16 protein-coding genes and 2 pseudogenes are annotated in these 21,782 nt (G+C 62.8%); 7 read left to right on the top strand and 11 right to left on the bottom strand.

Annotated features, from left to right (window positions below; translation table 11 throughout):
• A pseudogene (locus tag EOB36_RS34485) lies at positions 1-251 on the top strand (hypothetical protein); the annotation flags it as partial.
• A 262-nt stretch (positions 252-513) separates the two neighbouring features.
• Here the strand turns inward: EOB36_RS34485 and EOB36_RS27555 are convergent.
• From EOB36_RS27555 to EOB36_RS27535, 5 genes are all read right to left on the bottom strand, one after another.
• Positions 514-1,155 carry a peroxiredoxin-like family protein gene (locus EOB36_RS27555; RefSeq protein WP_095485788.1) on the bottom strand — a complete coding sequence of 214 codons (642 nt, stop codon included), beginning with the start codon at positions 1,153-1,155 and terminating at the stop codon, positions 514-516.
• A gap of 240 nt (positions 1,156-1,395) precedes the next feature.
• Positions 1,396-2,622: an O-antigen ligase family protein gene (locus EOB36_RS27550; protein ID WP_128286131.1), complete on the bottom strand. Its 1,227-nt coding sequence runs from the start codon at positions 2,620-2,622 to the stop codon at positions 1,396-1,398.
• Positions 2,619-4,154, bottom strand: coding sequence for an undecaprenyl-phosphate glucose phosphotransferase (locus EOB36_RS27545; protein WP_095485790.1), 1,536 nt, complete (start codon positions 4,152-4,154; stop codon positions 2,619-2,621). The genes EOB36_RS27550 and EOB36_RS27545 overlap by 4 nt, the downstream gene beginning before the upstream one ends.
• A 107-nt stretch (positions 4,155-4,261) precedes the next feature.
• Positions 4,262-5,392 carry a glycosyltransferase family 4 protein gene (locus EOB36_RS27540; protein WP_128242147.1) on the bottom strand — a complete coding sequence of 377 codons (1,131 nt, stop codon included), beginning with the start codon at positions 5,390-5,392 and terminating at the stop codon, positions 4,262-4,264.
• 5 nt (positions 5,393-5,397) lie between these two features.
• Positions 5,398-5,961: a polysaccharide biosynthesis/export family protein gene (locus EOB36_RS27535; RefSeq protein ID WP_029353441.1), complete on the bottom strand. Its 564-nt coding sequence runs from the start codon at positions 5,959-5,961 to the stop codon at positions 5,398-5,400.
• A 361-nt stretch (positions 5,962-6,322) separates the two neighbouring features.
• On the opposite strand from EOB36_RS27535, the gene EOB36_RS27530 reads away from it, so the two are divergent.
• Positions 6,323-8,515, top strand: coding sequence for an exopolysaccharide transport family protein (locus tag EOB36_RS27530; protein WP_127206462.1), 2,193 nt, complete (start codon positions 6,323-6,325; stop codon positions 8,513-8,515).
• Positions 8,516-8,561: 46 nt separating this feature from the next.
• Here the strand turns inward: EOB36_RS27530 and EOB36_RS27525 are convergent, their stop codons facing one another.
• On the bottom strand, positions 8,562-9,791 hold the full coding sequence (locus tag EOB36_RS27525) for a GNAT family N-acetyltransferase (RefSeq protein WP_128286130.1): 1,230 nt from the start codon (positions 9,789-9,791) through the stop codon (positions 8,562-8,564).
• A 91-nt stretch (positions 9,792-9,882) separates the two neighbouring features.
• On the opposite strand from EOB36_RS27525, the gene EOB36_RS27520 reads away from it, so the two are divergent.
• Complete coding sequence (locus EOB36_RS27520) at positions 9,883-10,938, top strand: polysaccharide deacetylase family protein (protein WP_128286129.1); 1,056 nt, start codon at positions 9,883-9,885, stop codon at positions 10,936-10,938.
• Between the two features lie 316 nt (positions 10,939-11,254).
• Here the strand turns inward: EOB36_RS27520 and EOB36_RS27515 are convergent, their stop codons facing one another.
• Entirely contained in the window at positions 11,255-13,000 is a 1,746-nt protein-coding gene (locus EOB36_RS27515; RefSeq protein WP_128286128.1) for an adenylate/guanylate cyclase domain-containing protein, read from the bottom strand.
• Positions 13,001-13,561: 561 nt separating this feature from the next.
• Between EOB36_RS27515 and EOB36_RS27510 the strand changes: the two are divergent.
• Together EOB36_RS27510 and EOB36_RS27505 are read left to right on the top strand one after the other, a co-directional pair.
• A pseudogene (locus EOB36_RS27510) lies at positions 13,562-14,157 on the top strand (tyrosine-type recombinase/integrase).
• Positions 14,158-14,412: 255 nt separating this feature from the next.
• Entirely contained in the window at positions 14,413-15,765 is a 1,353-nt protein-coding gene (locus EOB36_RS27505) for a phosphatase PAP2 family protein (protein WP_245458050.1), read from the top strand.
• A 224-nt stretch (positions 15,766-15,989) separates the two neighbouring features.
• Here EOB36_RS27505 and EOB36_RS27500 read toward each other — a convergent pair whose 3' ends face one another.
• A complete protein-coding gene (locus tag EOB36_RS27500; protein ID WP_023798362.1) occupies positions 15,990-16,208 on the bottom strand; it encodes a DUF2842 domain-containing protein in 219 nt (72 codons plus the stop codon).
• Positions 16,209-16,360: 152 nt separating this feature from the next.
• On the opposite strand from EOB36_RS27500, the gene EOB36_RS27495 reads away from it, so the two are divergent.
• Positions 16,361-17,452, top strand: coding sequence for a COX15/CtaA family protein (locus EOB36_RS27495; RefSeq protein WP_128286127.1), 1,092 nt, complete (start codon positions 16,361-16,363; stop codon positions 17,450-17,452).
• Here EOB36_RS27495 and EOB36_RS27490 read toward each other — a convergent pair.
• Genes EOB36_RS27490 through speB form a run of 3 tightly spaced genes read right to left on the bottom strand, consistent with a single transcriptional unit; the run spans position 17,442 to position 20,251 of the window.
• A complete protein-coding gene (locus tag EOB36_RS27490) occupies positions 17,442-18,281 on the bottom strand; it encodes an aminoglycoside phosphotransferase family protein (RefSeq protein WP_126106877.1) in 840 nt (279 codons plus the stop codon). The two genes, EOB36_RS27495 and EOB36_RS27490, sit on opposite strands and share 11 nt — an antisense overlap.
• Complete coding sequence (argC, locus tag EOB36_RS27485) at positions 18,282-19,214, bottom strand: N-acetyl-gamma-glutamyl-phosphate reductase (protein ID WP_128286126.1); 933 nt, start codon at positions 19,212-19,214, stop codon at positions 18,282-18,284.
• 29 nt (positions 19,215-19,243) lie between these two features.
• A complete protein-coding gene (gene speB, locus EOB36_RS27480) occupies positions 19,244-20,251 on the bottom strand; it encodes an agmatinase (protein ID WP_128286125.1) in 1,008 nt (335 codons plus the stop codon).
• 405 nt (positions 20,252-20,656) lie between these two features.
• On the opposite strand from speB, the gene EOB36_RS27475 reads away from it, so the two are divergent.
• On the top strand, positions 20,657-21,715 hold the full coding sequence (locus tag EOB36_RS27475) for a glycerophosphodiester phosphodiesterase family protein (protein WP_128286124.1): 1,059 nt from the start codon (positions 20,657-20,659) through the stop codon (positions 21,713-21,715).
• Positions 21,716-21,782 lie beyond the last annotated feature (67 nt).

Below are 21,782 nucleotides of genomic sequence, written 5' to 3'. Positions count from 1 at the left end.
GCCCCGCCCATCGCGAGGACGCCAGCAACCCGCGCACGATCGCGGCCGCCGTCAATGTCCGCGAATCGGCAATCACGACGCTGGCCGTTCGCGGCGCGCTCGATGCGGCTCAGGTCGCGGCGGCCGAGCGGTTCCGAGCATTGTGGGAGGCCATGGGCGGCGCGGGCGTCTCCTCGATCGATCCGGGCCGCATCGTCGTCGATGGCGGCAAGGTGCCGGACGGGATTAGCCAGCGCCAGATCGCGGCCTGATGCTAAACTACCGCTTAGGGTGGAAACTTGCCGTATGCGCGCCTGTCGGAACGACGTGATTGCGGCAAGGAGCGGACGTCGCCCCGCCTATGCGGCTTGCTCACTCTAGCGTCGGGGCGGTCCGCAGACCGTTGAATCGAATCGCTACGAAGCCCACGGGCAGACCTTAGCCTCCTGCGCTGAGCATTTCGATGATTGTTAAATCCAAACACAGGACGGTGGCCGTCGAGCGAGTTTTCAGCAGCCCATTTCCGCAACCCTATTAATGTGCAACTTGGGAAGCTGCCGACATCAATTCCTCGGGATTCAGTGCTCTGAAGGTGTTGAGGCCATCCTCCAGAACTTCAGTGAAGTTCCAGCGTACGATGCCCGCCCGGTCGATTAGGAACTGACCGACAAGCTGCGCCTGGCTGGAAGCCATCGCCTGCTGATCGACTTCCGTAATCTCATATCCTTCCTTCTTGTTAAGAAATTCATTCATTGCCATGACGTCCATAGGCTCGGGCAACTCGCCCGGGAGATGGAACGGTATCGCCATGACCTTGTCCATCCCGACCTCGCGCAAGCCGAAAGCACGGTGCGAGGCTCGCTCCGGGTCGGATGCGGCGAGAAGATCGGGTGCCGGGTGGTAACGGAAATAGAGCCGCGCCCGCTCGACCGGCGTATTGACCACAGCCAGGCATTCGACGCCTTTCTCACGCAGGGCCGGCTTGAGTTGCGCCATCGCCGCGACATGGCGCCGGCAGAACGGACAGTGCAGGCCTCGGAACAAACCGATCAACAACGGGCTACGGCCTCGAAAATCATCGAGCGCGATCTTGCCTTCGCGTGAGATCGCATTGAGCACAACATTCGGTGCCCGGTCGCCCGGCTGCAGCGGGCGGTCAACACTACTCGTGGACATGGACAACCTCCTCGCACCGGGGTCAGTCAGGGAAAGCAGCACACCCAGCGTTTCGGAGGCGATCAAGTGCTGGGGCGAAAGCTTCCTGTGCCAAGGCAACAGCTTCGACCTCTGCCATATTGCCGAGGTCGAGATTACGCGCGTTGCAGCCATCATAACACGAAAAAGCATCTGCGGGTGTCGCCAAATGTGGTGAATTACCTTACGCGAGCGCACTCCCGAACGCTCTTGCGCTGAAGGTCAGGTTCCCGACCGCTGGTGGCGGTACTCGAGCGCGATGGCGCCCCAGATCAGTCCCAGCAGCAGATAGACGTGGCGCCAGTGATCGATGTCGATGAAGGTGCCCAGGCCGATATTGCCGATGAAGGCAACATAGGCGCACAGAAGATAGGGTTGCCACGGCCTGTCGCGCAGGAGAATGCGGAAGCCGGCCGCTATCGTCCAGCAGGTCAGCGCCAGAAACGATACGAAGCCCAGCCAGCCATAGTCCATCAGCATCTTCAGCCAGATGTCGTGCGTGTCCTCGCCGAAAATCGTGCCGAAGACCAGCGGGCCGATGCCGAGCGGATGCTCCAGCGCCATCTGGAAACCGATCGTGTAGCGGGCGAAACGGCCGAGGCGGGCGGTGTCGTAGCTCTGCTCCAGTTGGGCGCGGCTGGAAAACATTTCCGAAACGCCCGGCAGCTGCAGGATGACGAGCATCGCGATCACCAGCAGCGAGATGGCGGCGATGGTCATGACGACGACGCGCAACCGGAACATACCGCTGGCGCTCTGCAGGAACAGAGCGCCGGCGAGCAGGATCGCCGAAACGCCGAACATGCCCCAGGCGCCACGCGAGAAGGAGAAGAAAATGCCGGCCGTGATAATCAGCAGCGGCACTGCCAGCAAGGGCATGCGTGAGACGGGACCCGTCAGCATGAGATAGAGCAGATAGATGCCGGGAAGCACCAGGAACGGCCCGAACACGTTCGGATCCTGGAAGGCGCCGGTGGCGCGGTCGTATTTGGTGAATATCTCCGCCCCCGGGAAGGCATGGAAATAGCCTGCTATGCCGAGCAGAGAGGTCAGCACCGCCGCCATCACATAGGCCAGGAAGATCGACCGGTAGAGCCTGGACTGGACCGATGTCACCGAGGCGACGAACACCGCGGTGAAGGCGAGGAACAGCGACACTGAGAGATAGAGCGGGGCGCCGGTAATATCCGACATCTGGGTCATCGAGATCATGCCGCCAATGTTCATGATCACCAGCAGCACCAGCAGCGGCGCTGCCGCGCGCGATATGCGCAGGCCGAACAAGGCCCACACCACGATCAGCCCGGCCATATAGAGGTCGTATGGGGCAGGCTCGGCAATGACGAACCCGGACAGGAAGACGCCTAGGAAAACCGCGCCCGATGCAATCAGCGCGATCAGCTTGGCATTAACTGAGGCCGGCCGCAGTTCATTCGTGACGGTGCTCAATAAGCATTTTCCGTGTTGAGCAGCCGGATCGGTGTCAGGAACAGGATCCTCAGGTCGAACAGCAGCGACCAGTTCTCGATATAATAGAGGTCGTACTCCGTCCGCATGCGGATCTTCTCGTTGGTGTCCATCTCGCCGCGCCAGCCATTGATCTGCGCCCAGCCGGTGACGCCGGGCTTGACCTTGTGGCGTGCGAAATAGCCGTCGACCACCTCATTGTAGAGAAGGTTGTGCGACTGGGCGGCAATGGCGTGCGGGCGCGGCCCGACCAGTGACAGCGAACCGAAAAGCGAATTGAAGAACTGCGGCAGCTCGTCGATCGAGGTCTTGCGGATGAAACGTCCGACGCGGGTGACGCGCGGGTCGTTCTTGGTCACCGTCTGCTTGGCCGTCGGGTCCGCCTTGTCGGTGTACATCGAACGGAACTTGTAGACCTCGACGATCTCGTTGTTGAAACCATGCCGCTTCTGGTGGAACAGCACCGGTCCCTTGCTGTCGAGCTTGATGGCGATCGCGGTCACCAGCATGACCGGCGAGAACACGATGATGCCGATGATCGAGAAGACGATGTCGAAGGCGCGCTTGGCGACCGAATCCCAGTCGTTGATCGGCTTGTCGAAGATATCGAGCATCGGCACGGAGCCGATGTAGGAATAGGCGCGCGGCCGGAACTGCAGCGCGTTCGAATGCGCCGAGAGCCGGATATCGACCGGCAGCACCCACAGCTTCTTCAAAAGCTGCAGGACGCGCGATTCGGCGGTCAGCGGCAGCGACACGATCAGCATGTCGATGCGGGCGATGCGGGCGAACTCGATGAGCTCGGAAACGGTGCCGAGTTTTGGGTAGCCGGCGACGATGGGTGGCGAGCGCTTGTCGCCGCGGTCGTCGAAGATGCCGCAGATGCGGATGTCGTTGTAGGGCTGCCTTTCGACGGAGCGGATCAGGACTTCCGCCGCCGTGCCGCCGCCGACGATGACGGCGCGGCGCTCCATGCGCCCGTCGCGCGCCCAGCGCCGGATAAGCTTCGACATCAGCAGCCTGAGCCCGAAGATCAGCAAGAAGCCGACGACGAACCAGGTGCCGAAAAACAGGCGCGAATAGTCTTCCGACGTTTTCATGACGAATGCCGTGAGCGCCATCAAGGCGAATGTCCCCGCCCAGACCAGCAGGAGACGGCCGAAATTGGCGATCGGGCGCATCAGCGAGACGATCTGGTAGCAGTCGGTGACGTCGAGCAGCACCACGGCAAGGAACGAGGCGGCGGCGATCGTCAGCGGATATTGCCAGGCGAGATGGCTGAAGAAGCCGACATAGTAGAAATAGACGCAGAGACCCGACAGGAACAGCAGCGCGAATTCGACCAGTCGCAAGACGCCGCTGACCATGATCGGCGACATGGTATCGCGCCTGTATTGCGACGCGACCTGACGGGCGACGTCGTTCATCCCGCCAAGGCTATCGCCATTCGCCGGGCCGTCGAATTTGCGCACCGCGTCTATCGAAAAGCGGCGAGCGGGATCGATCTCGTTCATGGGTGCATCCGCAAAGCTTCCCTCAGGTGAATAGCAAAAGAGAGCTAAGAAACCCTTGAAACAACAGGTGGCTTTGGAGAAGCTTTAGGGCTAGCGCCTTTTTGGAGCTAACGCTTGAGCGCGGCGAAATAGGCCGTCTCGATCGCGGCGGCCATCACGTCGGCGCCGAATCGCGCCTTGAGGTCGGCGGTGTCGGGCATCAAAGCGCCATAGGCTTTGGGGTCGGCCAGCGCCGCGCTCATCTTGTCGCCGAGCTCGCGCGGGTCGGGCCGGATCAGGGCAGGGGAACCGGCGCCAAGGATTTCCGGGATGCCGCCGACGGCGGTGGCGATCATCGATTTGCCGGCGGCGAGCGTCTCCAGCACGATATAGGGCATGGCTTCCGCGCGCGAGGGAACGACAACCAGTTCGGCCAGCGCGAAGGCTTTGCGCGCCGGCATCGGCGGCAGGAAGCGCACATGGCCTTCGAGCCCGAGCCGCTTCACCTGCGCATGGTAGCGCGGCAGGTCGTCGCCGTCGCCGACCATCACCGCTTTCAACGGGCGGCCAAGCCGCGTTCCGGCAAGAACCAGCGCATCGATGAAGATGTCCGGTCCCTTGAGGTCGCGCATCATGCCGATATAGAGGACATCGGCCGCATTCGGCTCGGTCCGCACCGGCTCGAACTCGGCGGCGCGCAAGCCGTTGTGGACAAGGTTGTTCGGTGTGGGCGGCTCGCCGACCTTCCTGCGATAAGTCTGTCTTTCATAGTCGGAGACAAACAGAAGATAGTCGGTGAAGCGCGCCATGAACCGTTCGAGCGCGAAGAACAGCTTCCCCGCGACAGTCGTCTCGTCATAGTGAAGAGAGCCGCCGTGGGGCGAATAAACGCGGGCTACGCGAGACCTTGATACCCGCAACAATGAGCCGAACAGGCGGGCATAGGCGCCACCCTTGGCGCCGTGCCCGTGGAGCACGTCCGGCCGCAATTCCTTGATAATCCCAAAGGTGCGCCAGGCCGAGGCGAGGTCGCCCGGCCCGACATGCCGCTGCATCGGCGTGCGATGGATGCCGAGCGCCATTCTACCTTTCATCTGTTCGAACAGGTGTTCCTCGAAATCGCCGCCCGTCGTCGAATCGCAGACGATGCCGACCAAATGCCCGGCGGCGACCTGCGCCTCGGTCAGGTCGCGCACATGACGAAAAATCCCTCCGACAGGTGAGCGAAAGCAGTGGACGATCCTGAGTGTGTCCGCCACGTGGTCTAGAACAGGCGTTCGCGAACATAGACCGTGTCACCGGGCAGAAGCGGGTCGGAGGTGGCCACGCGACCGGTCATGACCTTGCCGTTGATGTCGCGGGTGATGTCGACGCTTTCCTGGTTGGCGCGCGGGCTGAAACCACCGGCGATAGCGATCGCCTTTTGCACGGTCAGGCCGGGAACATAGGAGTATTGGCCCGCGGCACCGACTTCGCCCATGATGAAGATCGGCCGGTAGCGGTCTATCTCGACCGAAACGTCGGGATCGCGCAGGTAACCCTGGCGCAATTTGTCGGCGATCTCGCCTTCGAGCTGCTGTGCGGTGTGGCCGCGCGCCGGCACGGCGCCGACGAGCGGGATGGACAGGTAGCCGGATTGGTCGACGCTGTAGACGTTGGTCAACCCTTCCTGCTCGAACACGGTGACGCGGACCCGGTCGCCGGCACCGAGGCGATAGGGCTGATCGAGCATTTTATGAAAGGCGGCCGGCGCCGGCCGGTAGCTGGAGCAGCCGGCGAGCAACGACACGGCGAGCAGCGCGCGGAAGAGGGAAGCAGTGCTTTTCATGACCGGACACGTACCTTCGACTGGCCGCTGTTACACCGCGGCAAACTTTGGGAGTCGAGGTCCGTTATCATCCCGTTAGGGTTAATGGCCGGTAAAGGCGTGCAGCGTAAGCGGCGGCATCCGACAAAAGCCCGACCGGTTCCGATGTTTTTATTGCCGCTTGCGAGTAAAGCCTAACAGATGCTTACCGCGATATTAACGGCTGAGTTACCATAGTTGTTTACCGTGCATCCTGACCAATGCATGTCGCCCAAAAGTGCGCAGCGGTTTTGGGACAACGACATGCATGAAAACAAGAGCTTAAAGCGCGTCACCTGAACCTGTTCAAACGCGACGCGCTTTAAGTACCGGAGCAGGATGCATGTCCGTTCAATCCGCGGCCGCAGATGTCGACGTCGATCTCAGGCAGCTCTTCGCAAGCCTGGCGAGGAACTGGCTGCGCATTCTTGTCGTGGCGCTTGTAGTAACCGGCCTGGCGCTCGCGCTCGCCTGGCTCGCCACGCCGCATTACATGGCCGAAACACGGCTTTTGATCGAAACGCGCGAATCCGTCTACACGCGCCCCGACGGCACCAACAACGACGACAGGCCGATTCTCGATGAGGAAGGCGTGACCAGTCAGGTCGAGGTCATTTCCTCGACCGACATCCTCAAGCAGGTGGCGCAGAAGCTCAATTTATCGCGGCTTCCCGAGTTCGACGAGGCGGCTGACATGCCGGTGTTGAGTCGTCTGCTCGTCATCGCCGGCCTGAAAAGCGACCCCAACGAGATTCCGCCGGAAGAACGCGTGCTGAAGACCATGCGCGAGAAGCTCAACGTCTATCGTGTTGAAAAATCGCGCGTTATCGTCATCGAATTCTCCTCGGAAAACCCCAGGCTTGCCGCCGAAATTCCGAACGCCATCGCCGACGCCTACATCTCCGTCCAGGGCAATGCCAAGACCGAATCGAATTCCGCCGCAACCGACTGGCTGGCGCCTGAGATCGCCGACCTGTCAAAGCGGGTGAAGGATGCCGAGGGCAAGGTAGCAAGCTACCGCGCCCAGTCCGATCTTTTGATGGGCGGCAACAATTCGGTGCTCGCCACGCAACAGCTTTCCGAACTGTCCAGCGAACTGTCGCGGGTGCGCGCCAATCGCGCCTCGGCGGAAGCGACTGCCGACGGCGTGCGCAGGGCGCTGCAGAATGGCGGTTCGCTGGATGCGGTGCCGGAGGTGCTGTCTTCCGAACTCATCCAACGTCTGCGCGAGCGGCAGGTCGAGCTCAAGACCAATATCGCCGACCTTTCCACCTCCTTGCTCGACAATCATCCACGCATCCGGGCGCTGAGGTCGCAGCTTGCCGATCTCGATCGCCAGATCCGCAACGAGGCGGAAAAGATCATGAGAGGGCTGATGACGCAGGCGCAGACCGCCCAGGCCCGCGAAAATCAGCTTGTCGCCGACGTCAACACGCTGAAGGCTGCATCGGCGCGCGCCGGCGACCAGCAGGTCGAACTGGACGCGCTGCAGCGCGAAGCGACCGCCCAGCGCCAGTTGCTCGAATCCTACCTGACCCGCTACCGCGAGGCATCCTCGCGCAAGGACAGCAACTATCTTCCGGTCGATGCGCGTGTCTTTTCCCGCGCGGTGGCGCCGTCCGAGCCCTATTTCCCAAAAATCCTGCCGATCGCCGGTGCAGCCTTCGTCGGCTCGTTGCTGCTCATGGCGATCGTGACGCTTCTGCAAGAGCTGTTTTCGGGTCGCGCCATGCGGCCGGCCGCCGGCGCCCGCTTCGAGCGGATCGAGCAGGTCGCGATGCCCGTTGCCAGGCAGGAGCCAGCCGACATCGAAGAAAGCGATATCGAAGAGGTCGAGGACCGGGCGGCGGAAGCGGAGGCAGAGCCGGAAGCGGTTGCCGCGGTGCAAGCAACTGCCCCAGCAACGGGCGAGGACGTCGAGCCGGCGCGCCCCACCCTTGGCGAGGTCGATATCGACAAGGCGGTGGAGAAACTGATCTCAAGCGGTGCCGCACGCGCCATATTCGTGTCGCCGGAAGGCGACGAGGCGGCCGCCTCTGCGGTGCTGGTGGCGCGAGAGGTTTCCGACGCCGGCCTGCGTGTGCTCCTGCTCGATCTCACCGCCTCGGGCGCCGCCTCGCGGCCGATGCTGGACAGCGGGCTTTTCCCGGGCATCACCAATCTACTAGCCTCGGAAGCGCAGTTCAGCGACGTGATCCATCCCGATCTCTATTCGGACTGCCACGTCATTCCCGTCGGCACCGCCGATCCGGTCCGCGCAATGCGCGCCGCCGACCGGCTGCCGATCATCATGCAGTCGCTGACCACCGCCTACGATCTGGTCGTGGTCGAATGCGGACCCACCGACGCGCAAGGCATCGGCCGCCTTGTCGGCGAGGGCACCGAGGTCTTCCTGTCGATGCTGGAGCCGGACGACGAGGTTACGCATGCCGCGGTCGAGCTGATCGAGAGCGGCTATCCCGACCTGACGCTAGTGACGCCGGTCGGCCATGCGACGCCAGGGACGCCGGTGCCGGGACGGCGCTCCGCCGCCTGAGACGGTTCGATAGTTTTCCCGAAGGTCCCCGAAATCCCGGCAGCGATCAGCTGTCGTCTTCGCCAGCGGCAGGTGCTGCGTGCCCGGCCGTCTTGCGGCGAAGCACCTTTGTCAGCTTCCAGATCGTCGGGCTGTTCTTGACGAAGGCTTTCAGGCGCGCGCCTTGCAGCAGGATAAGCGCCAGCGCGCGGCCCTTCAACGTCAGCGGAACCAGGACCTCGAAATGCTGGGTCTCGATATCGCACCACAGCCGTTTGTAGGGTTCGTCGCCGACCGAGAAATCATAGACATCGAGCCCCCTCTCGCAGGCCTCCTGGATGTTGTCGAAGAACAGGAAGTCTCCGGGGCTGGTATGGGCGAGGTCGTCGTCGGCGATCGCCCCGAATTCGCAGATCAGGCGTTTTCCCGTGCGGCTCGATCCGGTGACCGCGCGAAGCTTGCCGGCGACCTCGAGCCCATGCAGCACGAAGGACGGCTTGTCGTCGCAAAGCGCTTCGACGAACAGCGCACGGAAGAAAGTACGAACCTCCGGCTCACCGAAGACGTTGGCGATGCCCATCTTGCGGAAGCGGAACTCCTTCATCTCGAAAAACGCATCGAGCAGTCTGTTCACCTCGTCCGCTGTCCGGGCCTCGATGCGGCGTTGGCTGCCGACGGCCTCGAACTTGCGCGTCTGCGAGCGGTGCTTCTTGCGCTTGCGCTTGCCGCTCGCGCGGGACAGCAGTGCATCGAAACCTCCCGCCAAGTCGACGGCCAGCGACAGGTTCGGGCTCGGAAAATTGGGCAGCGAGGCAAGCGGATTGGCAATGCCTTCGAGATCTGGCAGCAGCCGCTCCAGTGCGACGAGGTCGATGTCCGGCCGCGCCTTGGCGACCGCCGCCAGCATAGAGCGGATTGCCGCGCCGTCTGTCTTGGTCAGCCAAGACGGGTCGGCGGCGGCGAAATTGCCGTTGGCATGGCGGCCGCCCATGAAACGGGCGACGCGGAATGGACCGCTGCTGGTGACTTCCAGCGCCAACGAAAAAACCGGCCGGCCTTCAGCGCTCAGCGTCGCCAAAACGCTGTCCGCCTCGGCATGTTTGGCCCAGTTCAGGATCCAGGCCGGGCTCTGTGTCGGCGCGAACAGCGCCGAACGGCAGAACTCGGCATAAGCTGCAAATGCTACGCTGTCGGCGACCGAGACCGACAGGCCGGCATGATCCACCGGCAACGCGCGCGGCGCCGCCTCCACTGCTTCGAGCCGATTGCCATCAAATGACGCGGTGGCGTCAACCATACCTCAATCCTTTAAGGCGTATTCACCGCGATTGGGGGCTCGCGTAGGCGCATTCCCTGCTGGGATGAGCCTAGGCGCAAAAGGTGAACGAATGATCGACGGGGGCGAGGCAATCCGGAAACTGGCGCTCAACGTCGTCCGCTATACCGGTCTTGCCCCGCTGGCCAAGCCGTTTGTCGGTGGCATCGGCGCCATCCTGATGCTGCACCGGGTCACCGCCACGCCGGAAAAGCCTGGCAGCGTCAACCGGCATCTCAACATTGCGCCTGAGTTCCTCGATGCCGTGATCGCCGACATGAAGGCGAACGGCTATACATTCGTCACGCTGGACGAGGCGGTCGAGCGCATCAAGGCCGGCGGCAAGGGCGGCCAGTTCGCGGCGATCACCGCCGACGACGCCTACCGCGACAACATGACCGAGGCGCTGCCGGTGCTGGAAAAGCACGGTGCGCCGGTCGCCATTTATGTCGCGCCGGGGCTGATAAACGGCGCCGCCGATCTATGGTGGGAGGTGGTCGAGGACATCGTCAGCGCGCGGGACCGGTTGCTCCTGACAACGCCGAACGGTCCGGTGACGATCGACTGCTCGACCCCAGGCAAGAAACTCCAGGCCTTTGCCCGCCTGCACGACTATCTGACGCTGGAGGTCCGCGAGGAGGACCAGCGCGCGGTGCTGCGCGAATTGGCGCGGTCGAACGGTATCGAGTTGGACGCACGCCAGGGCATGTTGATGAACTGGGACGAGATCCGCGCCATGGCCGGGCATCCGCTGGTGACGATCGGCGCGCATACGGTCAATCATCGCAATCTGAAGCGGCTTTCCGAAGCCGATGCGCGCCACGAGGTTGACGATGTCAGGCGCATATTACAAGCCGAACTCGGCGAGGCGCCGCGCCATTTCGCTTATCCCTATGGCTATGCCAGCGCCGTCGGCGGCCGCGAAGTCGGCTTTGCCCGCGACGCCGGCTATGCCTCGGCGGTGACGACCCGCCACGGCGTGCTGCGTGCCGAACATGCCGGCTTCCTGCAAGCGCTGCCGCGCATTTCGGTCAACGGTCGCTATCAGAGCGTTCCCCATATCCGCACGATGCTGTCGGGCGTGACGACGCCGCTGGCCAACGCCGGCAAGATGCTCGTCACCATCTAATGGTGAAAGTCTGACACTTGGTACCGGTGGACGGCAAGAACCGACCCCTTGCGGGCCATCCCTGATGGCAGGTCAAGGGAACGTCGTGACCTGAAGGCGACATTTGTCTGGACCGTCGTTAGGTCTCGTCAGGCTGGAAACCGGAAGTTCGACGCGAACCCAACAGAGAGCTCGCCGGCTGTTCACGGCTGCTCTACGCGCTCAGTCCTCGGACAAGCCGGCCAGAGAACTATCCTTCCAGAAGCGACGCGGGATCAAGGGACGTCGCCTGGCCGGACGTGACGCGCAGGAGAGGGCATCTTTGCAAACGTGACGATCACTCCGGCACGCCGGCAATACCCAGCGCCTCGACGTAGCGCTCGGCGAACACCTTGTCTCGCCACGGGTTGATCTGCCTCTGCAGGCCGAGCGTGTAGGTCGGGAACGCCTCCATCAGCCGCCGCGCCGCCGCCTGCGCCTCGTCCAGCCGATTGAGTTTGACCAGCGCCATGATCACCACCCGGTGCGAGGAGCCGTAATTCGGCATCTCGCGCAGCGCTCGTTCTCCCCAAGCCAGCGCTTCCTCGTAGCGTTCGAGCATCAGGTAGCTCATCCCGATGCCGGAGAGCGCGATGCCCTTCTCGGGGTCGACCGGGCTCAGCCGCATTGCCCTGTGGAAGTGCTCGATCGCGACGAGGGGGCGGCCGGAATGGGCGTTCACCCAGCCGCTGCCCGTATAGCCCTGCGCCGAATTGGGGTTGAGGAGCAGGGACCGTTCGATCGTGTCCAGCGCCGTCTCGTAATCCTTGGCGCTGTAGGCGATCACCTGCGCGGCGAAACGCAAGCTTGTCGGGTCGTCTCGCGCGTCGGCCAGCACCTCGCGGGCCATGCGCACGGCGACGCGGAAATCGTCGGGCTCGTGCCAGCACTGACTCACGGACAGGCTGCGGATATAGGCACCGAGTGCCTTCGCCAGGGTGAAGCCTGGGTCGATGCTGAGCGCCTCGTTGGTGAGCCGGCGCACGTCGGCAAAGCCTTCGCGCGTCATGCTGTAGAAGCGCGGCAGCGCGCGAAGGTAGAGGTCGTAGGCGCTGATGTAGTCGGTCGGCTTCATGCGCGCCTGCTTGATCTCCTCCAGCCGGATGCTCGGCTCGACCGCACCGACGACGCTCTCGGTCACCTTGTCCTGCAGGTCGAAGATGTCGCTCACGTCGCCCTCGAAGCGGTCGGCCCAGACATGGTGCCCACTGATCGCGTCCACCAGCTGCCCGCTGATGCGCACCCGCGATCCTGCTCTGCGGATGCTACCTTCGAGCACGTAGCGGACGCCCAGCTCACGCCCGACCTGGCGCAGGTCCACCGCTCGGCCCTTGTAGGTGAAGGACGAGTTGCGGGCGATCACGAAGAAGGAGTTCACCCGGCTCAATCCCGTGATGATGTCCTCCACCAGCCCGTCGGCGAAGTATTCCTGGTCGGGGTCGCCGCTCATGTTGGTGAAAGGCAGAACTGCGATCGAGGGTTTCGCGGGCAGGGGAGGCGGTGCAGCCACCGAGGCGCTGGCGTCGGTCTCGACGCGATAGGCGCGCACAGGCCGCTCGATGTTCTTGAGGCGCAGGTCGCCGAGCAGCGTGAAGCCGCAGTCGAGCTTGCCTTGAAGGTGGTCGTAGGCGGTGCCCGAGACGACCACGATGCCGGGATCGGCGATGCTTTCGAGGCGGGCGGCGATATTGACACCGTCGCCGTAGAGGTCGCCGTCCTCCTCGCAGACCACGTCGCCGAGATTGACGCCGATGCGGAAGCGAATCCGCTCTTCCTCGGGCGTCTCCGCCTCGTGTTCTGCCAAAGCCTGCTGGATCGCTATCGCCGAGGTCACCGCGTTGACGACACTCGCGAACTCACACAGAATGCCGTCGCCGGTGAGCTTGACGATCCGGCCCTGATGCTCGGAGACCAGCGGTTCGAGGAGGTCCTTGCGGTATGTCTTGAGCCGCTCGAGCGTGCCGCGCTCGTCGCGCTCCATCAGGCGCGAATAGCCGACCACGTCGCAAACCAGGATCGCTGCGAGGCGGCGCTGCGCGGTCATTGCACCGCCCGGCCAGGCGCGTGCACGCGGGCTGCCTTGCGCCCATGCCCCGCCAACTTCCAGACGCCCAACGTGCATGGTATTCATCTCTCCCAGCCGCCGCCCATCGCCGATTCAGAACGGGGAACGCAGCTTGACCTTGCCTTCACGAGATCTCGCTATCCCGCTTGCGAGGCGTGGAGCGATCCAGTCGCCGCGCTAACAGCCAACCGGCGACACGCCCACGCAGCCTCTGAGGACGCTGACACGCCACTCCCAGAAGGCCGGAGATATTTGCTGCCCTTGGTAACCGGTTGACGCCACCGTGGCGGTGCTTTTGTCACCGCGATGTAACAGCGAGATGCCCTACGAGCGCGCGCATCAGGCATCACACCAGACGTTCGCGCTTAGAGGTGCTGAGGTCGGAAAGTGGCGCGACTCTACCCATCGAGCACTGCGTCGACCGGGCTGACATCCGGCAACCTTGTGCGATCGAATCCTCGAAGACAACGCCCTTTAGCCGCTACAATTCGCGGCTCGCGTCGGGCGCTGCGGTGCGGAGGGCGGCATGGGAGAAGGACCATGCCCAGTTGCTACCGGGGCCACATCGTTGGCCAAAAGCCTCCTCTGAAGCCGCGTGAGGTCTGGAGTATCCGGACACGACTTCAGGTGTCGGGCGCTGAACGGGATCTAGCGCTCTTCAATCTCGCCATCGACAGCAAGCTTCGAGGTTGGGAGCTGGTGGCCGTCACTGTCGGAGACATAGCCCTTTCCGGCAGCGTCCGCGATCGGGCGGTGATTGTTCAGAGGAAGACCGGGCGACCTGTGCAATTCGAGATCACGGAGCAGACCAGAGCCGCAGTCGGTGCATGGATAGCCCGTCGCCACCTCACCGAAAGCGAGTTCCTGTTTCCCAGTCGCGTGCGAGTTAAGCCGCATATGTCGACAAGGCAGTACGGGCGGATCGTCGAGAAGTGGGTATCCAGCATTGGGCTCGAACCAAAGCGACACGGACGCATTCAATGAGACGCACGAAGGCTTCACTGATCTACAAGAAGACCGGCAACATTCGTGCGGTTCAGCTGCTGCTCGGTCATACCAAGCTGGAGAGCACCGTGCGCTACCTCGGCATAGAAGTAGATGACGCTTTGGCGATCTCTGAACAGATCGAACTGTAAAGCCATGCGGAGCGGCGCTATCATCCAAGTGTCGCTCCGTGACCCGAATCTGACCTTTCCGTCGCGGGCGTAAAGGTCCGCAGCGGGCGGAAAAGATGACGATCGACCTTCGGTCGCGACGTTCAAAAACGCGCCTGTATTCGCTTTGGTTGGGGGCGCCTCTGTGTATAATTAGATACCGCTAAAATAACAACGCGACGAGAGCCGGCAAAACTGATAGGTACTTGGGCTGGGGTCAGGAACCGGAGACCCAACATGCTCAGAGCCCTAGGCAAGGCGTGCGCGGTAATCCTTTTGTCAGGAAACTGCGCTTTCGGCCAATCGGATTCGATAGAGCCGGAGGCTGGAACGTGGAAGACGTGGGTGATCACGTCAGGAAAGGATCTCCGCGTACCGCCGCCACCGGACGATTCCGCAACTGAACTGAAGCAGCTCCGCGATCTTGTCGCAAAGAACGATGCGCAGACTGCCGCCGGGATCACGTTCTGGGATGCCGGATCGCCCGGCTATCGATGGATCGAACTGGTCAATAACCGCCTTCTCGAAAACCAGCAGATTCCCAATGCACACCGCGTCTACACCTATATGACCATGGCGATCCACGACGCCACGATCGCGGCGTGGGAGTCGAAGTATTTCCACAATCGCCCACGCCCGAGCGAGGCGGACACGACGCTGCCGACTGCGCTGCCGACGCCTCGCAGTCCATCCTATCCCTCTGAACATGCGGCAGCTGCCGGAGCCGCCGCGGCGGTTCTTTCCCATTTCTTTCCCGACGAGGCGTCGTCGTTCCAGTCAATGGCGGAAGAAGCGGCGCAGTCTCGTGTCCTTGCCGGTGTCCAATTCCCAAGCGACTCTTCCGCCGGCCTGGAATTGGGGCGACGCGTGGCAGAGCAGGTGATTGCACGGGCAAAGGCCGATGGCTCCGACGCCGTTTGGACCGGTACGGTGCCGACCGGGCCGTGCATGTGGGTCGGAGACAAACCGGGTAATGCAACCATGCCGAACTGGAAGCCGATATTACTGAAGGCAGCCAATGAATTCAGGCCACCGGCTCCACCCGACTGTGCGTCGGAGACGGTGAAGGCCGAGGTTGATTCAGTTCTACAGTTCGAGCGGAAATTTCCAACCAACTACAAAGCGTTCTACTGGCAAAGTCCATCCGGCCTGTTCACCGACTGGTATGACTATGCCAGCAAATGGATGTCCGAGGACAAGACGGATTCGAACCCCCCGCGCGCCGCACGGGCTTACGCGTTGCTCGCAACGGTCCACTACGACGCCTTCATTGCAAGCAACGACGGGAAGTACGCGTATTGGTACCTGCGGCCCAACATGCTTGACCGGAGCATCACTCCCCTGTTTGCGGTGCCGGGCCATCCCAGTTATCCGTCGAACCACTCCACGCTCTCGACTGCCCGATGCGAGGTCCTTGCGTACCTGTTCCCCGGCCATGCGGAATTTATTCGTGCGGTCGGCAAGGAGGCGGGCGATTCCCGCATCTGGGCTGGCATCCACTACGAAATGGACAACACGGCAGGCGTCGCGCTCGGTAAAGCCGTCGCGGGCAAATTCATCGAAAGGGCAAGAACGGACGGTGCGGACTAGCGAAGGGGCAGACAGCCAAGATGCGGCAACTGCCCAGCTAACCACACGGGCCAAATGTCCATTGTAGCATTGGAAGCCAGAGTTTGACCGAGCGCCCCGAAATGTCCGCTCATGGCGCTGCCTGCGCGTTCCGATCGGCGACACGGAAGCCAGAAAACCACCCTGAGCTGCCCTACACGTCGGGTAGCAAGCGTCAGGCTTTCACCATCTAACGGCGGCGAGGCTCAATTCTTCGGCCGCGGCGGCTCCAGGATCAGCCATTTGATGATGCCCATAGCCGGCAGCACCCAGAGCATGCCGCTGAGCAGGAAGAACAGGAAATGCGCCCACGGTCCTGATTCCGCCAGTTGGGCAACCGCCACGATCGATGCGACCAGCGCATAGACGATGACCAGCGCCACCAGCAGGATTGTTCCGATCAGCTTCTTCAGGCGAATGGGCATTCCGCGATCCCGTTAATCCCTATCGCTTAGGCCCAACAAAAGAGACGCGCAACCCGCAAGAAGCGGCGCGACGGCGTGCCGCGCTGTCCGGTCTTGCCAGTTGGATTGCGATGGTTCACCTATCCGCTACTGCAACCAGCCGGGACAAGCCTATGGCTGCCATATCAGCTACCGCGCCTTTCGTGGCCCGCGACCGCGACCTGCGCAACCGGGCGCTGGTGCGCGGCTGGCTCTACGTCGTGCTTCTGGTGCTGTTTGTACTGGTGCTGGTCGGCGGCGCCACCAGGCTCACCGAATCAGGCCTGTCGATTACCGAATGGAAGCCGGTCCACGGCATCGTGCCGCCGCTCAACGACGCCGAATGGCAGGAGGAATTCCGGCGCTACCAGCAGATCCCGCAATATGCCGAGCTCAACGAGGGCATGAGCATCGAAGCGTTCAAATCGATCTTCTGGTGGGAATGGGTGCACCGGATCCTGGCGCGCGGTGTCGGTCTGGTTTTCGCCGTGCCGCTGGTGTTTTTCTGGGCGACACGCCGCATCGAGCGCGGTCTTGGACCGAAGCTGATCGGAATTCTTCTTCTCGGCGGCCTGCAGGGCGCGATCGGCTGGTGGATGGTGGCGTCCGGGCTGGTCGACCGGGTCTCCGTCAGCCAGTACCGGCTGGCAACGCATTTGACGCTGGCCGCGCTGATCTTCACCGCGACCATGGTGGTCGCGCGTGGATTGGCCCCACACTCCGGACCCGCCGCCGACCGTTCGACGCAGCGTCTGGCCGGCTTTCTGGTGTTGCTGGCGCTGATCCAGATCTATCTCGGCGGGCTGGTCGCCGGGCTCGATGCCGGCCTGAGCTACAACACCTGGCCGCTGATGGACGGCAAGCTCATCCCCGGCGATCTGTTGATCCTAGATCCGGCATGGCGCAACTTCTTCGAGAGCCCGAAGACGGTGCAGTTCATCCACCGGCTCGGCGCCTACACGATGTCAGTCGCAGCGCTTTGGCACATGATCGCGACCCACCGCCGCCAGCCTGAGACAACGCATGCGCGCCGTGCGACGCTGCTGTTTCTGCTGGTGCTGGCGCAGGCCTTGATCGGCATCGGCACGCTGCTGATGCACGTGCCGCTGCACATGGCGCTGACGCATCAGGCGTTCGCGCTTATCCTGCTGGGTTTTGCCGCAGCGCATTGGCGCGGCACCAAAGGCGCTTATCCGCTGCCCAACCAGATCGCCGTCAGAGGCTGAGCCGCACCGTCCTGATCGCCTTGGCAATGGACAATTCGCGGTTTTCCTCGACCGCGTTGCGGTCCTCATGATGCCATGACGCCGACAGGCAGCCATAGGCGATGGCATGATCCAGAATTGCGGCCGGCGTCTGGCCGAGCGTCGTGGCGAAGGTCTCGGCCATCTGGGCAATCCGCCGGGGATCACCGCAAAGGTCGTCGCGGTCGAGCGGATTGTAGAACATGTTCGCCGCATCGAAACCGGGATCGCCGAGAACGCCTTTGGGATCGATCGCCAGCCAGCCGCGCGATCCGTGCATGATGTTGTCGTGATGCAGGTCGCCATGCAGCGGCAGCACGTCGACAGGATCCGCCAACAGCCGTTCCGCGGTCGCAGCCGCTTCGACATAGAGGCTCTTTTCGCCGGCGTCGCGATCCGTCTTCGCCTTCTTAAACAGGCTGGAAAACCGTGCCCGCAGCGGCTGAAGATCCGGTGGGGCAGGGTGGTCAGATGGCGAGAACAGTCTTGCCATCACTTCGGCCGCGATTGCTGTGGCGGCATTGTCTCCCTGCTCCGTGAGAACCTGTGACAGCAAGGTTTCGCCGGCATATTCGAGCAGCATGCAGTGGCCGTCGCTGCCAAGCAGCCGCACCGCGCCTTCGCCGCGCCGCCAGGCAAGAAAATGCTCGCCGCGCAACTCGTCTTCGACGTCGTCGAAAGGTTTGAGGGCCTTGACGATCGCCGGCGAGCCGTCCTGGCGAACAACCTTCCAGATGCGGCTGCTGAAGGTCTCGGCGATCAGTTCTGGCGCGTTGACGTTCCAGCGTTTTGGAAATGCCGGAGCGTCCATTCAGTGCTTGAGGCCGAGCATCAGATCCATGTTCTGCACGGCAGCACCCGAGGCGCCCTTGCCGAGATTGTCGTAGACGGCGAGCAGCATCGCCTGGGCCCTGTCGTCATTGGCGAAGACATAGAGCTTCATCCGGTTGGTGCCGTTGTAGATTTCGGGATCGATCTCCGGCACGCGCTCCAGTTGCTCATAGGGCGCTACCTCGACCACGCCGCCATCGATGGCGGCGAAATGGTCGGCGATCGCCGCATGAAGTTCGGCGCCGGTCGGCACATAGTCGAGCCCGCCGAGCTGCAGCGGCACCACCGTGATCATGCCTTGCGCGAAATTGCCGACCGCCGGCTGCATGATCGGGTCATGCGACAGCTTCGCGTAGGTCCTGAGCTCCGGCACATGCTTGTGCTGCAGGGTCAGCCCGTAGGGCAGGAATTCCGACGCAGCCTCGCCCTTGGCGACATAATCCTCGATCATCGGCCGGCCGCCGCCCGAATAACCTGAAATGCCGTTGACGGTGACCGGAAAATCCGGTGGCAACAGCCCGGCTTCCACCAGCGGCCTGAGCGTCGCGATCGGCCCTTGCGGCCAGCAGCCCGGATTGGCGACGCGCTTCGCATTGGCAATTGTTTTCGCCTGCTCCTTGTCCATTTCGGCGAAACCGTATTCCCAACCTTCGGCCACGCGATGCGCGGTCGAGGCATCGATGACCCTTGTGGTGTCGTTGGTGATCAGCGAGACGCTTTCTTTCGCGGCTGCGTCTGGCAGGCACAGGATCGCGACATCGGCAGCGTTGAGGAACTCGGCTCTAGCTGCCGTTTCCTTGCGGCGCTCGGTCGGAATGGAGATGATCTCCAGGTCGCCGCGCTCGGCAAGCAGCGCCCTGATCTGGAGACCGGTGGTGCCGTGCTCGCCGTCGATGAAGATTTTCGGTTTCATTGCCTGCCTGAATTCCTGTTATCTCAAAGTTATATGCCGCTTGCCTGGTTCAACGCGGCAACGACGTGATTGCCGCCGTTCAGATCTTCGAGCCGGGCCTTTCGTTCCGCCAGGAGCCCGAGATAGTGCATGGCCACCGTCGACCCGGCAATTGCCGTTATATCGGCGTGATCATAGGCCGGCGCAACCTCCACGATATCGGCGCCGACAATATCGACCTGATTGATCTGGCGCAGCACCGACAGGATCTTTGCCGAGGACGGCCCGCCAGCGACCGGCGTGCCGGTGCCGGGCGCGAAGGCCGGGTCCAGGCAATCGATGTCGAAGGTGACATAGGCCTTCTTGCCGCCGGTGCGGTCGACGATTGCATAAGCGATATCGGACGCGCGCATTTCCTCGACTTCGTGGCCGTACAGGATCTTGATGCCAAAAGTATCGGGCGCATGAGTGCGGATGCCGATCTGGATCGAACGGTCGGGGTCGATAATTCCCTCCTTGACCGCGCGGCTGACGAAGGAGCCGTGATCGATGCGCTTGCCGTCGTCCGGCCAGGTGTCCTGGTGGGCGTCGAACTGCACCAGGGCCAGCGGTCCATGGATGGCGGCATGCGCCTTGAGCAGCGGCCAGGTGACGAAATGGTCGCCGCCGAGCGATAGCAGGAAGGCGCCAGATTTCAGGATCTTTGCTGCCTCGCGCTCGATCGTCCCTGGCGTCTTCTGGTGATTGCCGCTGTCGAGCAGGCAGTCGCCATAGTCGACCACGGCGAGATGTTCGAACAGATCGCGCGAAAACGGATATTGCGGATCGTTGTCGAGGATGGTCGAGGCGCGGCGAATCGCCTGCGGCCCGAAGCGCGCGCCCGGCCGGTTGGTGACGGCTGCGTCGAAAGGGATGCCCCACACCACTGCGTCCGCGCCTTTCACGTCCTTCGTGTATTTGCGTCGCATGAACGACAGCGCGCCGGCATAGGTCGGCTCGAAGGACGCGCCCGTCCTGGCCCGGGCGGTGAAGGCGTGGTCGATGTTGCTGTTCGGCATGAAGCGATCTCCTGTGCGTCGAGGCGCAACCTTATTGGACATAATGCTCAGAAATGCGACCCCTTCCGGGGACCATGGTCATTCGAACCAGTCACAAATTCTTGCTTGCCAGGTGAGCCCACATGGCTGGCCCGGGAATTGTCCAGCTAAGCACGAATGCAACCGAAAGTAGCCAACCGTCCCATCGTCGGACGGTGTCGGCCACACCGACCGCGACAGCGGCGGCATCGATCTCGGCAAGCTGATTGGCAGCGACCTGCTGATTGCCGTTATGATTCGAGGTCGCAGAACGGCCGTTTCAACCGGCATTGACCTGACTTTCCGGCATTTGCGAAGCCGGCTTCGTTCACTGGGCTGTCACGTGAGTCGCTTAACCGGGTCTCCATCCGGTATGGAGCGATTCTCATGCGAACGACCTGGCTGAACCTTCTGCTTTCCGTTGCCTTGGCGCTCTTCACAGGCCCGGCATCGGCAGGCGAAACACGCGCCAGACAGATTCTCGACCGTTTCGAACACGCCAACCAGTGGCGCGACCACGTCATGGTGGCGGCACACCGCGCCGGCAGCATGCAGGCCCGCAAGACGCTCTATGCGGAGAACTCGATCGCCGCCGTCGAGGCATCGATCGCGCTTGGTGCCGAAATCGTCGAGGTCGACGTCAGGCGCTCGAAGGACGGCCAGTTCGTCGTCATGCATGACAGCTGGCTCGACCGCACGACGAATTGCAGGGGCGAGGTGGTCAAGCGCACGCTAGCCGAGCTCAAAACCTGCAGACTGGTGATCGAGGGCACCGGCGCCGTCACCGAAGAGCCGGTTTCGACGCTGCATGAGATGCTGATGGCGACCAAGGACAGGATCCTCATCAACATCGACAACAAGCTCGATGTCGATAGTCTGGCCGGCATGATCGCGGTCGCGCGCGATCTAGGCATGGCCGAACAGGTGATCGTCAAGGAGAACCTGTGGAATCCGGCCAGGATCACCACTGTCAAGGCCGCCATGGGCGCGATCGGCAGTGGTTTCCAGTTCATGCCGATTATCGCCGATGACGCGGTTCGCGACGCCGGCTTCGCCGAGAAAGTCAGCGGGACCTTTTCGCCGCGCGCGGTCGAGATGATCAACTGGCGCGCGGGGTCGGAGACGCTGACCGACACCGGCGGTCCGCTGTTTAGCCCCCGCATGCGCGCGACGGCGATAAGGGGTGACTGGCACATCTGGGCCAACACCTACGCCATCGTCAACAAGCCGGGCGGCTTCCTTGCCGGCGGCCGTGGTGATGAGTTGGCGGTGCTCGCCAGCCTGCCGCGCGAGACGTACGGCTTCTGGGCCGAGCGCGGTGCCACCATCATCCAGACCGACGAACCGAAAGCGGCGATCGACTGGCTGGCGGCGAACGGCTACCGCGTGCCTTATCCCAGCGAGGCGCGGCCGGCGGAGCCGGCGAACACCGCAAGCATCAACTAGACGTGGTGGCTGAAGCTGCCGATCTCCCCCCTTGTGGGGGAGATGCCCGGCAGGGCAGAGGGGGCGC

It is taken from the genome of Mesorhizobium sp. M6A.T.Cr.TU.017.01.1.1 (genome assembly GCF_004023115.1).
Classification (GTDB): domain Bacteria; phylum Pseudomonadota; class Alphaproteobacteria; order Rhizobiales; family Rhizobiaceae; genus Mesorhizobium; species Mesorhizobium mediterraneum.
The sequence above is the reverse complement of the archived record's forward strand: the minus strand, read 5'-3'. Positions and strand labels throughout refer to the sequence as shown.